The following is a 14642-nucleotide window of genomic DNA, read 5'->3' on the forward strand; positions in this document are numbered from 1 at the left end:
ATAACTATAGAGGGTATAAAAGGGGAAATGAAAAGAGTAGTAGCATTTATAATGACGGGGGCTCTTGTAACATCTCTTACAGGATGCAGTAATATCGTTGACGATACGATAGGTAAGGTTACTAAGGGCATAGATACTATTGGGAGCTCTGTAAACAAGGGAGCTGATGCAATAGGAGAATTTGAAGAAGGACTCGAGGAAAAGCTGGCCGAGAATTCTAAAGAGGCTGAGCTCAAAAAGGAAGCCGAGGTAGATAAAGAAGATAAAGGAACAGATGGGGCTACTGATAATTCTTCGAAAAAAACTTTTTCAGATGATGAAGCAGATAAAAAGTCTGAGGAAAAGAAAAAGAATGATGGCATAATCTCCAAGGCCTATTCAGATGATTTTCAGCCCTATGTAAGGGCTTATGCCGAGATTATCAAAGCAGAGACTGATAAGAAGATACAGGATGAAGAAGCCGGTAAGGAAAATAAGTATCCCTATGACTCATATTATTTATATGACATAGATAAGGACGACATGCCGGAGCTTATTCTCAGCTACGGAGTTCTTGATGAAGCCTATATGGATAGTGACTACAAAGGCGTTATCTATACAATGGATGGCGACAATGCGGTTGTTCTCGATGATGACTTTGATCTCTCACTGACTGATCTGTACACAGACCCCGGTGAAAACGGAATGCTCTGTTACAGATATACAGCTAAGGAAGCTGTATGCTACAGAATCTCATATCAGAACGGACAGAGGATTGAGGAAGAGCTGCATAGAGAACATGCAGAAGGTACAGAGAGCTACTTTAAAAGAGCACGCTATAAAAGTCCCTGGGATATAGTTACGGGTTCATACGAATTAGCACACTGCAGATATAACATGACACTTCCTCTTGAGAAGTATGATGAGATAATGAGCTACATAAGTGGTAACAGGGGCGAGATTAAAGCTGCAAGTTACCCCTTCGATGATGTAAACTTTTTTGAAAAGGTCATTACTGATAATCAGGAGATATATCTTTATAAGGGCGACAAGTTTACACTGGATCAGGGACAGATTACCTTTAATAATATTTTTACAAGTGATGTATTAAAGAATTCTTCAGGTAGCAACATAAAGCTTGTTGATAAGAAATATGCTGATATAAATCAGGATGGTAAGTACGAATGCATATTATATATTAAAACAGAATTTGCATCTGGTAGCCGCGATATAAGGCTTGTACTTACTGAGCAGAATGGGGAAGTTTATGCATATTCCTTCTTTTATCCCTGTGAAGACAGTATAACGGAATATGGCGAATTTACTTACAGGCGTGATCAGAAGTCTTTATATACAAGAGCTATTTTTGAAGGTGATCAGGCTATGGAGTTTTATGTACCTGTTGTAGAAAACTAAATTTTAAGCATGTTTTGGCGTTCACTATTTGACGAATACTATATAACAGTATTATAATCATAAAAAAGTTTTATGAAATTTTTTGCGAGGAGGAAATTGTTATGGCAGCTATTAAGACAAAAATCGAGCTTCAGTATGCTGATAAGAGTATTTCTTCAGAGGATCTCGTAGAGAGAGCCAAGGCAGCTTATGAGGCAGAATATGGTGTTAAGGGTGCTAAGAATCTTGAGCTTTACGTTAAGCCTGAAGAGAACAAGGCTTATTATGTAGTAAATAACAAGATGACAGGCAGCATCGATCTTTAATTTTTGAATTATTTTAAAGGCCTCAGGTTTATGCCTGAGGTCTTTTCTTTGCAAAGGATTTTTTATATGAATAAGGCTTTATCAGCTCAGACTGATTTGAATAAACTTAAAAATTGCGAGCTTTTCCTTCTTGATATGGATGGAACACTCTATCTCGGAGATGATGTATTTGACGGGGCGATCGAGTTCATACATACCCTTGACAGACTTGGAAAAAAGTACATCTATATGACAAATAATTCCTCCAGGTCAGGAAGTGATTATGTTGCAAGACTTAAGGGCATGGGCTTTCCCTGCGAGGCGGAAAATATCTACACCTCAGGGATGGCAACTGCCGAATACTTAAGACTTAGATGCTCTGACAGATTAATCTTTGTTGTGGGAACAGAAACCTTCTATAACGAGCTTAAAGCTGCGGGGCTAAAGGTATTTAACTCTAAGGACTATGATGATAACGATTTTTATATAAATAATAACTATGGATTAAAGGGCATGGGCAGCGCTGAGGAGTTCAGGGAATACCTTGATGTAACAGATAATCTTCCGGTTGTATGCGTGGGCTTTGATACTGAGCTTGTATACAGAGATCTCGATCTGGCAGTTCATTATCTTAGAAAAAATGCGGCGTTTATTGCAGCTAACCCTGACTGGGTATGTCCTATGCCTAAGGGAGAGGTGCTTCCAGACTGCGGAAGTATATGTGCGCTTCTTACTGCTTCATCAGGAAAAGAGCCCAGATACATAGGTAAACCCAACAGAAAAATGGTGGATATCATTTCTCAGATGAAGAGGATCCCCAATGAAAAGATTTGCTGTGTTGGTGACAGGCTTTATACGGATATAGCTGTTGCCCAGAATGCAGGCGCTGTTTCTGTTTGTGTACTTTCCGGTGAATGTAATGAAGCAGAGATTGCAGAAATGAAAAAGAAACCGGATTATACACTTGATAACGTTGCAGAGCTTGGAAAAATACTATAAATATTCTAAAATATATGTACAAATTATAGGTCACATTAACTTATGGGGGTTAAAGTGGATAGGGAAGCAAAGAACAGAAAGAAGAATATTGGCGTATTTTTCAATTGCTCTGAAGTGAGATTTCAGAAGAGGTTCTGTCATTCTCTTTCGAGTGCGGCCAGAAAAAAGGATTATAACATCATTTTCTTTATGACCTTCGAAGTCATCGATGATGAGAGTGATTTCAACAAGATGAATGAGAAGATGATAAAGTTTGCTCCGATCGAGTACATGGATGCCATAATCGTGGCATTTGATACCTTTGACAGAGAATCAATAAGACAGGTCCTTGAGGACGAGCTAAGGAAAAGAGCCACCTGCCCTGTAATCAGCTTCAGGGAAAAATACAAGGACTTTTATAGTGTTACAAGTAATGCCAATGATGCGATCATTAATATGGTTAATCATCTTGCTGATTACCATCATTGCAAAAATATCGCTTTTATGGCAGGATATCCGCACCATTATGACAGTAATGAGAGACTCGCAATATACAAAAAGATAATGAAGTATAAAGAGCTTCCTATCTACGAGAACTCCATTTTCTATGGTGATATGTGGAGATTTAAGGGTGAAGAAGCCTTCAGATATTTCTTTGCTGACCCTGATCATATTCCGGATGCTATTATCTGCGCTAATGATCACATGGCCAGAGCGCTTTGTAATGCTGCCATAGAACACGGACTTGATATACCCGGCGACCTTATCGTTACAGGAGTTGATGATATAGCTGAGGCTGTTGAATATCATCCGACGCTTACTACGGTTAGCGTTGATATCGAGGCCATGAATATTCGCACCATAGAGCTTGTTGATAAGCTCATTAACAAGCAGTATATAAAGTCGGGCAATGCTGTACCTGCCAAGATCATGTACAGGGAAAGCTGCGGCTGTAATGGTGAAGAGGTTGTGATTCCTTATCAGCATCAGCTTAATCAGTACTATGAGAGGATGAGCCATCTTCTTGGGCAGCCTCACAATCAGACTATGTTCCAGATTGGACTTGATGGCTGTGATACCATGGAGGAGCTCCTCGAAACTATTCAGAAAAATATCAACCTGGTAATCAAGCATAAATCCTTCTTTATTTTCCTTTCCGGCCGTGATAATGAAAACGGAGGAAGAGATTTCAAGGAGGATATCACAGATGAGGTTGAGCAGGTTTTTGGCTACAGAGATGGGAAAAGACTTCCTGAAAATACAAGAAAGATCAGAACTGATACCGCTCAGCTTATAAATGAATTTGAAAATGAAAAGCCAAGGACAGTATATTTTTCACTGCTGCACGACAGCAATAACTGTATTGGATTTGTTGTGTCTGAGTTCCAGAGTCTTAACGATACTGTAGATCAGTATTATTTTGACTATTTATTAAAGATATCACTTGCGATAAATAAGCATTATATGGCATCTGAGCTGAAATATCTTCTTGAGCAGTCAAAGCAGAAGAGCCTAACAGACTTTATGACCAAGCTCAGCAACAGAAGAGGCTTTGATCAGTTTGTATCCCAGAACAGAAAAGAGTGGATAAAGACTGGAGAAGAGATAGCTTTCATGACTCTTGATCTGGACGGGCTAAAGAAGATAAATGATGTGCTTGGACATGAATCCGGTGATCTTGCCATTTCCGCTGCGGCTAAGATAATTAAGAAAAAATGCCCCGACAGCGGTCTTTGCGCAAGAACAGGCGGGGATGAATTTCTGATGGTATTTCCTGCAAAGAAGGCTTCCCCTGTAGATGTGGCCGCAAAGATCGAGAGCGGAATGAAGAAAAGAAATGCTTCAGGAGCATTTCCTTTTAAGCTCAGTATCTCGATCGGATGGCACACGACAGTCCTTGATAAGGCTACAAGAATAGAGGATTGTCTTGCGGAAAGTGACCAGAAAATGTACGAAATGAAAAAGAATCATCATAAAGAGGAAACTTAAATTTTAGTAATTGGCAATTGTGAAAACCGTCCCCAGGAAGTATAATAATATTTGTTGAAAATTATACTAATTGTTTTTGGGGACGGTACTATTATGGATATTGGTGGACTTTTAAAAGAGCTGTTGTTAGAGGATAAAGTGCTCATACACTTTGACTTTATGAACGGCTTTTTTGATATTAATAAGTCAATTGTTGTGACCTGGGGAGTTATAGCGGTGCTCACATTAGTGCTTTTGTGGCTTACCAGTAATATGAAGGTTCACAACATTAGTAACAAACAGCTTGTTGCGGAATTTATAGTTGACGGCTTAAGAGGAATAACGGGAGGAATGCTCGGCGAAGAGGGCTATATGTACAGGGATTTTATGGCAGTTGTCCTTGTATTTATAGGTGCATCTAACCTTGTAGGACTTGTAGGACAGGTACCTGCTACCATGGACCTCAATGTTACGGCAGGACTTGCGTTAATGAGTATAATCCTTGTTGAAGCAGCCGGAATACATCACAAGGGCTTTGGTAAATGGCTTAAATCCTTTTCAAAGCCCATGGCAGTTGTAACTCCCATGAATATTCTGGAGCTTGCTATCAGACCCTTATCATTGTGCATGCGACTTTTTGGTAATGTAATCGGTGCTACGGTAATCATGGAGCTTTTGAAAATGGCAGTTCCGGTAATTGTTCCGGCAGCGTTTTCAGTATATTTTGATATTTTTGATGGCCTGATCCAGGCATACGTTTTCGTATTCCTGACATCACTCTACATAAAAGAGGCCATTGAATAATAAAAAAAGAAATTTTTAAATTCACTTAAGGAGGAAAATATATATGGATTTAACAGCACTCGGTGCAGCAATTGCAGCTTTTACAGGTATTGGTGCAGGTATAGGTATCGGTGTGGCTACAGCGAAGGCGGTTGATGCAGTTGCCCGTCAGCCTGAGGCAGACGGTAAGATCATGAAGCTTTTGCTTCTCGGATGTGCTCTTGCTGAGGCTACCGCTATTTATGGTTTCGTTGTTTCAATCATGATTCTGTTTGCTAAGTAATTTTTATTACCTGATATTTTTTGAGAGGAGTACTTTACTGTGTTAAATATCAGCATTATGAACGTTGTATGGACAGTGATCAACTTACTGATTCTGTACGTGGTGTTCAGATTATTATTATTCAAAAGAGTTGATGCTGTTCTTCAAAAGAGAAGAGAAGAAATCGAGCACGCTACCGATGAGGCTGTAAAGAAGGAAAAAGAGGCAGAGGACTTAAAAGAGAGCTATGCCAAGAAGCTTCAGGAAGCCGGCAAGGAATGTGATGAGATGATCTCTAAGTCCAAGAAGGACGGTTATGACGAATATGATCGCATTATCAATGAGGCTAAGGAAAAGGCTGAACAGATAATTGTTGAGGCAAAGCATAACGCTCAGATTGAAGCTCAGCGCGAGAAGGATGCCTATGTATCCGAGCTCACAGATCTTGTTGTACATGCAGCTAACAAGATTGCAGTTTCCAAGCATGACGAGGAGACTGATAAGGAGCTTTATAACAAGTTTATCTTTGAGGCTATTGAGAAGAGCGAATAATTGATATCAGAGGTTTGATATTTATGATAAACGAAAATACTGCAAGGCTTCGCTATTCTTCTGTTGCGCCATCAGATTCACAGGCTGAGCAGATTAAGCAGGCACTTGCCAAAAAGTTCAATAATCCCGATCTTGAGCTTGAAATAGTTCATGATCCCAAGGTTGGCGGTGGTTTTGTAGTAAACTACGGTAACTTTGAGTATGACTGGAGTGATGAAGGTCGTACCAGGCAGCTTAAGGAGCTTATTGAGCTTACTAAAAAAGACAAAATACCAGTGCTGAAAACCTTGTTTCAATTATCAGAGACAGGGTGAATAGTTTTGACCTTAAGGCTGAAGGAAAAGAAGTCGGAAGAACCATCTGGGTCGGTGACGGAATTGCCAATGTTGTTGGTATCGATCACGCTTTTTATGGTGAGATCGTTCGTTTTGAAGACGGCACCAAGGGTATGGTTCAGGACATCAGAGATGACCATATCGGTGTAATCCTCTTTGGTGGTGACGAAGGAATCCGTCAGGGAAGCAGATGTGTCCGCACCTATAAGCAGGCAGGTATTCCTGTAGGCGAGGCCTTTATTGGAAGAGTAATCGATGCCCTCGGTAACCCTATCGACGGCAAGGAAGAGATTAAGACAGATGTTTACAGACCTGTTGAGGAGCCCGCTCCCGGTATCGTTGAGAGACGCTCTGTAAATGAGCCTATGGAGACAGGTATTCTTTCTATCGATACCATGTTCCCTATCGGAAGAGGACAGCGTGAGCTTATCATCGGTGACAGACAGACCGGTAAGACATCTATCGCAATGGATGCCATTCTTAACCAGAAGGGTAAGGATGTTATCTGTGTTTATGTTGCAATCGGACAGAAGGCCAGCACTATTGCGAAGCTTATAAATACATTAAGAGAAGCAGGTGCCATGGAGTATTCCATAATTGTTGCTTCAACAGCATCTGACAGTGCGCCGCTTCAGTATATCGCGCCTTACGCAGGAACAGCTATGGCAGAGTATTTCATGCTCATGGGTAAGGATGTTCTTATCGTATATGATGATCTTTCAAAGCATGCTGTGGCATACAGAGCGTTATCACTTCTTCTTGAGAGATCTCCCGGACGTGAGGCTTATCCCGGCGACGTATTCTATCTGCACTCAAGACTTCTTGAGAGATCAAGTAAATTATCAAGTGATCTGGGTGGAGGCTCCATAACAGCGCTTCCTATCATAGAGACACAGGCCGGAGACGTTTCCGCATATATTCCTACTAACGTTATCTCTATTACAGACGGTCAGATTTTCCTTGAGTCAGATCTGTTCTTCGAGGGTATGAGACCTGCCGTAAACGTAGGACTTTCTGTATCCCGTGTAGGTAGTGCGGCACAGACCAAGGCTATGAAAAAGGCTGCGGGTAGTATTCGTATTGACCTTGCTCAGTACAGAGAGATGGCAGTATTCACACAGTTTGCTTCTGATCTTGATGAGACTACCAAGAGTCAGCTTCGTCACGGAAGTGTTCTGATGGAGCTCTTAAAGCAGCCCCTCGGAAAGCCCTATGCGATGCATGAACAGGTAATCCTTCTTGTATGCGCAAACGCAGGAAAGCTTGATTTTGTACCTGTTAATCAGGTTAAGGACTATAAGACAAAGCTTCTTAAATATTTTGCTGATAATAAAAAGGACATCATTGAGGATATATCAAAATCTCTCGATCTTTCAGATGGTACAAAGAAGGCTATTCTGGAAGGTGCAGATGAATTTGAGAAGATCAACAATGAGGCGTTGAAGCAGGAACTTAAAAAGAAGAGAAAGAAACTAGTTTTAGATTAAGGTGATTTTCAGTGGCAAATATTAAAGAAATTCGCGACCGAATCGGAAGTATTCGCGACACAATGAAAATTACAAATGCGATGTATATGATCTCGTCGAACAAGCTCCGCAAGGCAAAGAAGCAGCTCACTGAGACAGAGCCGTATTTCTATGCTTTGCAGGCCATGATAGCCAGGGTTTCGAGACATATACCTGATGATGTGGATGATATTTTTCTTAAGACCACTGATGATATTCCCTTTAAGACAAGAGCGAAGGGGTATCTTGTACTTACGTCAGATAAGGGACTTGCCGGTGCCTTCAACCATAATGTTGTAAGACTTGCTGAAGAGCACATAAGAGAGAACAATCTGCTTGTAAACTACAAGCTGTATGTTGTAGGTGAGTTCGGAAGACATTATTTCACATCCCTTGGCTTAAAGATCGAGGAGAACTTCAGGTATACTGCGCAGAATCCCAATCTCGACAGAGCAAGAGACATAGGATCGATTCTTATTGATGATTATAAAAATGGCGTTATTGATGAGGTATATGTTGTCTATACTTCAATGAAGAATTCTCTTTCAAGTGAAGTAAAGATTGAGAAGATTCTTCCTCTTGATATCATTGAAAATGCCAGAAACAAATATAGAATCATCGATGCTTATAACGAGGAATTCATCTTTGATCCGAGCCCCAAGGCTATTTTGGATAACATAGTGCCTAACTTTATAAACGGCTTTATCTACGGTGCTTTGGTTGAGACCTTCTGCTCGGAGCAGAATTCGCGAATGATGGCAATGGATAATGCCAATAAAAATGCAACCTCAATGATAGGCGAGCTTACCAAGCAGTACAACAGGCAGAGGCAGGCCGCCATAACACAGGAGATCACAGAGGTTGCCAGTGGCGCCAAGGCTCTTAAGAGAGCTAAGGCAGCTAAAGCTGCAAAGCAGAAAAAATAATAAGAGGACAGACATGAGTAATGAAGGAAAAATCCTGCAGGTAATGGGACCTGTAGTGGATGTTTTATTTGAAAATGGTAATTTGCCCTACATAAGCGACTCTCTTAAGGTTATGGTCGGAGAGAAAAAAGGCGTCATGGAGGTTGCACAGCATATCGGTGATAACGTCGTAAGATGCATTATGCTGACAGCCAGTGAAGGACTTGCTAAGGACATGCCCGTTTATCAGACAGGTGGTCCTATAAGTGTTCCTGTAGGCAGGAAGAACCTTGGAAGACTTTTTAATGTTCTTGGTGACACCATTGATGGTGGCCCTGACCTTGAGGGTGAAAAGCACTGGTCCATTCACAGAGATCCTCCGAGGCTTGAGGATATGAGTCCTGTTGCTGAGATTCTCGAGACAGGTATAAAGGTTATCGATCTTCTTGCTCCCTATGCAAAGGGTGGTAAGATCGGTCTTTTCGGAGGTGCCGGTGTTGGTAAGACCGTGCTTATTCAGGAGCTTATCCAGAATATCGCAACAGAGCACGGCGGATATTCAATTTTCACAGGTGTCGGAGAGAGATCCCGCGAGGGTAACGATCTCTGGACAGAGATGAAGGAGTCCGGAGTTATTGAAAAGACAGCACTTGTTTTTGGACAGATGAATGAGCCTCCGGGAGCAAGAATGCGAGTTGCCGAGACCGGACTTACCATGGCTGAATACTTCAGAGACAGAGAAAGACAGGACGTTCTTCTTTTCATTGATAATATTTTCAGATTTGTACAGGCGGGTTCAGAGGTTTCATCACTTCTTGGACGTATGCCTTCAGCCGTAGGTTATCAGCCTACACTGGCAACTGATCTTGGTCAGCTTCAGGAGAGAATTGCTTCTACCAAGGCTGGTTCAGTTACATCTGTTCAGGCTGTTTATGTGCCTGCGGATGACCTTACTGACCCCGCCCCTGCAACAACCTTTGCTCACCTTGATGCTACAACGGTTCTTTCACGTAAGATCGTGGAACAGGGTATTTATCCAGCTGTTGATCCTTTGGAATCTTCCAGCAGAATCCTTGAAGCAGACGTTGTAGGTGAAGAGCATTACTATGTTGCAACCAAGGTTCAGGAGATGCTTCAGAAGTACAAGGAGCTTCAGGATATTATTGCTATTCTCGGTATGGATGAGCTTGGTGAAGAGGATAAGCTTACTGTTTACCGTGCTCGTAAGATACAGAGATTCCTGTCTCAGCCTTTCCATGTAGCTGAGAACTTTACAGGTGTTAAGGGTGTTTATGTTCCTCTTAAGGAAACCATAAGGGGCTTTAAGATGATCATCGAGGGTAAGATGGATGATTATCCGGAAGGCGCATTCTTCAACGTTGGAACTATTGAAGAAGTAAAAGAAAAAGCGAAGAAGCTTGAAAGTGCTGCAGGAGAACAGTAAGGCACACAGCTTAACACTTTAGGATTTAAGGAGATACGAAGTGCCACAGGATAGAAAGACCTTTCGCTTACAGGTTATGTCAATAAATGGCGTATTCTTTGATGATAGGGCTGCTGAGATCATTCTTCCCTGCATTGACGGTGAGTTTGCAATCCTTGCCAATCACGAGGAGATGGTGCTTGCCATATACAATGGTAAGATGACGATCAGAGATGCTATCGGAGATAAAATAGAAGCTATTGTGGGAATCGGCTCAGCGCAGATTGCCAACAATAGAGTTATTGTGCTTGTTGATACCTGTGAAAAACCTGAGGATATTGACAGAAGCAGGGCACAAAGAGCTCTTGAGAGAGCTGAGGAAGAGATGAGACAAAACAATTCCATCAAGGAATACTACAGCGCTCAGGCTGCCATGGCCAGAGCTCTAAGCAGACTTAAAAACTCTGCTGATTACGGTATAGACTGATCTGTTTGTTTCATAAAAAATAAAAACGACAGGATAACTTATGAGAAATAAGACATTTGATAAGATTAAAGCAGTTGCATGTATACTTGTAATTCTTATTCACTGTAAATTTCCCTCTGTTATCGGGGATTTATTTGAAGCATTGGCACGCTTTGGTGTGCCGATGTTTTTTGCTATTGCAGGTGTTTATCTTGCAAAGAAAAATGATGACATCACGCTTGTTCGAAAGGGCCTTTCAAAAAAGCTGAAAAAGACGAGCATAATTACACTTAAGATATGGGGAGTATATACGGTATATTCCTTTATATATGCTATGGCTGTGCACTATGGCGCAGCAGCCTGGTTTCATGAAAAATTCAATCTGTTTGAGTTTTCAAGACTTATTCTTTTTAATTCCGGCAAGTTTATCTATGACTTTACCTACGCGTTTGATCATTTGTGGTATCTGTTTGCCCTGATCTATGTATACGGGCTCTGCTACATTTTTGCTCCTGTGATGAAGACGCTGTCAAAGCCACTTACCTTCATTCTGATTTTATTCTTATATTTTGGAGAGTTTTTGCAGCTGTTTTATCCGATAAGACCTTTTGGAATAAGTGTTTCCGTGTGGTATGTGATAAGAAACTGGCTCTTTGTAGGTATTCCCTTTACGATGCTTGGCTATTGGATGAAGCAGGATGAGGTGACGCTTAAGCTGGAGCAGCCCCTTACACTTGGAAGCGCCCTGTCTGTTACGGGAGTATTTCTCACATTTGCTGAATATAAGATATTTGGTTCCGTTGAGGTTTACTTTGGTTCTCTTTTCCTGGTAGTAGGACTTTTGATAGTCGGATTAAATGCTGAGTACAGCACTCATGAAAAGAGACCTGATGTTGAAAAAGGAAGGCTTGCAAAATATCTGACCTTTACAGGTGAAAAACTCTCGTCAAATATATATTACTTTCATGTGATTGCAATTTCCTTCTTTGGCTTTGTGATCGACAGGACAGTGCCTTATGCATACGCAAATACACTTTTTATGTATTTGAGGCCGATTTTTGTGATAATCATTACAATATTAATATCACTCCTACTTTATATGGTGAAATTTATCACTGTTAATTCAAATAAGAATTTGAGAAAATAGGTAGCATATTGTTTTTGCAGGAGATTTAAATGACTAGACAAGAATTTTTGGATTTGATCAAAGAAAAAAAGATTATGTTTCTGGATGGCGCCACAGGAACCAACCTTATGAAGGAGGGACTTCCTGCAGGTGCCTGTACCGAGGAGTGGATCCTGGAGAACCCTGAAGTAATAAAGAAGCTTCAGAAGAGCTATGTGGATGCGGGAAGTGACATTATCTATGCGCCTACATTTACAGGTAACAGGATCAAGCTAAAGAACTTCGGACTGGAAGACAGAATTGAAGAGATAAATACAAAGCTTGTGGAGCTTGGAAAAGAAAGTGCAGGCTCCAAGGCTCTTGTAGCAGGTGATATCACCATGACTGGAAGACAGCTAAAGCCCATGGGAGACCTGGACTTTGAGGAGCTGATCGAGGTATACAAGGAACAGATAAAGATCCTCGATAAAGCAGGCTGCGATATTCTTGTTGTAGAAACCATGATGAGTCTTCAGGAGTGCAGAGCAGCACTCATCGCAGCTAAGGAAGTCTCTGATATAGCTGTTATTGTAACCCTTACCTTTGAAGGTGATGGGAGAACACTGTTTGGAACAGATGCAAAGACTGCTGCCATAGTTATGGAATCTCTCGGAGCTGCTGCCGTTGGCGCAAACTGTGGAACAGGTCCTGATAATATGGTAGATATTATCGCTGATATGGCCTCTGTAACCACGATTCCGATTATAGCTAAGCCCAATGCAGGACTTCCTGTAGTTACTGAGGACGGCTCTACAGAGTACGATATGGACTGTGATACCTTCGTAACTGAGATGGAGAAGCTCTTAAATGCAGGCGCTTCAATTATCGGAGGATGCTGCGGAACAACTCCTTCCTATATCAAAGGTATTCACGATAAGTATGTTGCAGCTTTTGATGCTGATAAGACACTTTCTAAGCCTGATGGCTCTACCTTCACAAGAAGACAGGACGGCGTGCGTTTCCTTACAAGTGAGAGAGAAACCGTAGCCTTTAAGCTTGATGATCCCTTCATGATCGTTGGAGAGAGAATAAACCCTACAGGTAAAAAGAAGCTTCAGGCTGAGCTCCGCGAGGGTAAGCTCGATATGGTCTGCGACTTTGTATCACAGCAGGAGGATGACGGAGCCGCAATTCTTGATGTCAATGTAGGTATGAGCGGAATTGATGAGAAGCAGATGATGAGCGATGTTCTCGATGAGATCATTCCTCTGACTTCACTTCCTCTATGTATAGATACCAGTGATGAGAGCACCATGGAGATGGCTCTTAGAAAGTACCCGGGCCGCGCTCTTATTAACTCCATCTCACTGGAAAAGGATAAGGCTGAGAGATTTTTACCTCTTGCAAAAAAATACGGTGCTATGTTTATAGCACTTCCTGTTGGACCCAAGGGACTTCCCGGAAGCCTTGAGGAAAAGCATGAGTTTATCGATGCTCTTTGTGAGAAGGCTTATGCACACGGTCTCAGAAAAGAAGATATAGTCGTAGACGGACTTGTTGCTACAATCGGAGCTAACCCGAATGCAGCCCTGGAGACCCTTTCTACAATAAGCTACTGTAAGGAAAACGGACTTGCTACAATCTGCGGTCTTTCCAATATATCCTTTGGACTTCCTCAGAGAGCTTTTATTAACACAGCATTTCTGACCATGGCCATTGCCAACGGTCTTACCATGGCTATATGCAATCCCTCCCAGGAGCTTCTTGTTAACAGCGCATTTGCATCTGACTTATTGAGACATAAGGAGGAGGCAGATCTTCGCTATATCGAGAGAATGGACAGATATGATGGCATGAATGTCCAGGTTGTGAGCGTTCCCAAGGGACAAAAGCTTGTGGCTGAAAATTCAGCAGCGGGCAGTGCTCTGGCAAATGCCGAAGGAAATAAAGAAAAAACAAAGGACGCTGCTCAGGGTAACAGTGAGCCTGTTGATGAAAAAACGGAGTTCTATAATAAGGTCAGAACCGATGTAATGAAGGGTTCAAAGCGTACCATTGAAAAGGATACCCTTGACGCCGTAGCTGCAGGCTGCGAGCCTAAGGTAATTTTGAATGAATACCTGATGCCTGCCATAAATGAGGTTGGAAATCTTTTTGATAAAGGAAAATACTTCCTTCCTCAGCTTATAGCAAGTGCTGAAGCCATGAAGCTCAGTATCGCCAGGCTGGAGCCCCTTCTTAACGAAGGAGACGAAGAGGGAGCAAAGGATAAGGACACCATTGTTATTGCCACTGTACACGGCGATATCCACGATATAGGTAAAAACCTTGTGGCTCTTATGCTTAAGAACCATGGCTTTAATGTGATTGACCTTGGTAAGGATGTACCAAGTGAGAAGATTGTAGACACAGCACTTTCTGAAAATGCAAAGATAATCTGTCTCTCTGCACTTATGACTACAACAATGCAGGAGATGAAGAATGTAGTTAAGCTTGCAAAAGAGAAAAGCTGCAATGCAAAAATTCTTATAGGCGGTGCGGTGGTAACCGAGGATTACGCATGGGAAATAGGTGCTGATGGCTATTCCTCCGATGCAGCTAACTGCGTTGTGGTGGTTAGAAAGATTATCGAAAATACATAACATTTTTGATATAATATTATAAAAGTTATTTATGGAGGC

Annotated in this window: 14 protein-coding genes; all 14 read left to right on the forward strand. The window is 41.6% G+C overall.

Annotated features, from left to right (window positions below):
* Window positions 1-27 precede the first annotated feature (27 nt).
* The 14 genes from G601_RS0115115 to G601_RS0115180 all read left to right on the forward strand — a co-directional run bounded on the left by G601_RS0115115 (window position 28) and on the right by G601_RS0115180 (window position 14603).
* Window positions 28-1395, forward strand: coding sequence for a hypothetical protein (locus tag G601_RS0115115; RefSeq protein ID WP_026665863.1), 1368 nt, complete (start codon window positions 28-30; stop codon window positions 1393-1395).
* A gap of 101 nt (window positions 1396-1496) precedes the next feature.
* Window positions 1497-1700: a DUF6465 family protein gene (locus G601_RS23580; RefSeq protein ID WP_049945310.1), complete on the forward strand. Its 204-nt coding sequence runs from the start codon at window positions 1497-1499 to the stop codon at window positions 1698-1700.
* A gap of 66 nt (window positions 1701-1766) precedes the next feature.
* Window positions 1767-2678 (forward strand): HAD-IIA family hydrolase, encoded by a 912-nt coding sequence (locus G601_RS0115125; protein ID WP_051205899.1) that lies wholly within the window; start codon window positions 1767-1769, stop codon window positions 2676-2678.
* 54 nt (window positions 2679-2732) lie between these two features.
* Entirely contained in the window at window positions 2733-4646 is a 1914-nt protein-coding gene (locus tag G601_RS0115130; RefSeq protein WP_026665865.1) for a substrate-binding and GGDEF domain-containing protein, read from the forward strand.
* Window positions 4647-4745: 99 nt separating this feature from the next.
* Window positions 4746-5429, forward strand: coding sequence for a F0F1 ATP synthase subunit A (locus tag G601_RS0115135; RefSeq protein ID WP_442852401.1), 684 nt, complete (start codon window positions 4746-4748; stop codon window positions 5427-5429).
* A 43-nt stretch (window positions 5430-5472) separates the two neighbouring features.
* Window positions 5473-5691, forward strand: a complete 219-nt coding sequence (gene atpE / locus G601_RS0115140) for an ATP synthase F0 subunit C (protein ID WP_026490616.1) — start codon at window positions 5473-5475, stop codon at window positions 5689-5691.
* 39 nt (window positions 5692-5730) lie between these two features.
* Window positions 5731-6222, forward strand: coding sequence for an ATP synthase F0 subunit B (locus tag G601_RS0115145; protein WP_026665867.1), 492 nt, complete (start codon window positions 5731-5733; stop codon window positions 6220-6222).
* A gap of 23 nt (window positions 6223-6245) precedes the next feature.
* Window positions 6246-6536 (forward strand): F0F1 ATP synthase subunit delta, encoded by a 291-nt coding sequence (locus G601_RS25820; RefSeq protein ID WP_035790825.1) that lies wholly within the window; start codon window positions 6246-6248, stop codon window positions 6534-6536.
* Window positions 6533-8044 carry a F0F1 ATP synthase subunit alpha gene (atpA, locus tag G601_RS23590; RefSeq protein WP_242834431.1) on the forward strand — a complete coding sequence of 504 codons (1512 nt, stop codon included), beginning with the start codon at window positions 6533-6535 and terminating at the stop codon, window positions 8042-8044. The genes G601_RS25820 and atpA overlap by 4 nt, the downstream gene beginning before the upstream one ends.
* 11 nt (window positions 8045-8055) lie before the next feature.
* Window positions 8056-8988: an ATP synthase F1 subunit gamma gene (atpG, locus tag G601_RS0115160; protein WP_026665868.1), complete on the forward strand. Its 933-nt coding sequence runs from the start codon at window positions 8056-8058 to the stop codon at window positions 8986-8988.
* Window positions 8989-9001: 13 nt separating this feature from the next.
* Window positions 9002-10411, forward strand: a complete 1410-nt coding sequence (gene atpD / locus G601_RS0115165; protein ID WP_026665869.1) for a F0F1 ATP synthase subunit beta — start codon at window positions 9002-9004, stop codon at window positions 10409-10411.
* Window positions 10412-10451: 40 nt separating this feature from the next.
* Window positions 10452-10877 carry an ATP synthase F1 subunit epsilon gene (atpC, locus tag G601_RS0115170; protein ID WP_026490620.1) on the forward strand — a complete coding sequence of 142 codons (426 nt, stop codon included), beginning with the start codon at window positions 10452-10454 and terminating at the stop codon, window positions 10875-10877.
* A 40-nt stretch (window positions 10878-10917) separates the two neighbouring features.
* Window positions 10918-12003: an acyltransferase family protein gene (locus tag G601_RS0115175; protein ID WP_026665870.1), complete on the forward strand. Its 1086-nt coding sequence runs from the start codon at window positions 10918-10920 to the stop codon at window positions 12001-12003.
* A 29-nt stretch (window positions 12004-12032) separates the two neighbouring features.
* On the forward strand, window positions 12033-14603 hold the full coding sequence (locus G601_RS0115180; RefSeq protein ID WP_026665871.1) for a homocysteine S-methyltransferase family protein: 2571 nt from the start codon (window positions 12033-12035) through the stop codon (window positions 14601-14603).
* The last annotated feature ends 39 nt before the right edge of the window (window positions 14604-14642 follow it).

The organism is Butyrivibrio sp. FC2001 (assembly GCF_000424125.1).
Classification (GTDB): domain Bacteria; phylum Bacillota; class Clostridia; order Lachnospirales; family Lachnospiraceae; genus Butyrivibrio.

What these genes read in the sequence shown, in the direction of transcription:
- G601_RS0115115 (WP_026665863.1), top strand. Translation starts at nt 28, where the DNA reads ATGAAAAGAGTAGTAGCATTTATAATGACGGGGGCTCTTGTAACATCT.
- G601_RS23580 (WP_049945310.1), top strand. Translation starts at nt 1,497, where the DNA reads ATGGCAGCTATTAAGACAAAAATCGAGCTTCAGTATGCTGATAAGAGT.
- G601_RS0115125 (WP_051205899.1), top strand. Translation starts at nt 1,767, where the DNA reads ATGAATAAGGCTTTATCAGCTCAGACTGATTTGAATAAACTTAAAAAT.
- atpE (WP_026490616.1), top strand. Translation starts at nt 5,473, where the DNA reads ATGGATTTAACAGCACTCGGTGCAGCAATTGCAGCTTTTACAGGTATT.
- G601_RS25820 (WP_035790825.1), top strand. Translation starts at nt 6,246, where the DNA reads ATGATAAACGAAAATACTGCAAGGCTTCGCTATTCTTCTGTTGCGCCA.
- atpD (WP_026665869.1), top strand. Translation starts at nt 9,002, where the DNA reads ATGAGTAATGAAGGAAAAATCCTGCAGGTAATGGGACCTGTAGTGGAT.
- G601_RS0115175 (WP_026665870.1), top strand. Translation starts at nt 10,918, where the DNA reads ATGAGAAATAAGACATTTGATAAGATTAAAGCAGTTGCATGTATACTT.
- G601_RS0115180 (WP_026665871.1), top strand. Translation starts at nt 12,033, where the DNA reads ATGACTAGACAAGAATTTTTGGATTTGATCAAAGAAAAAAAGATTATG.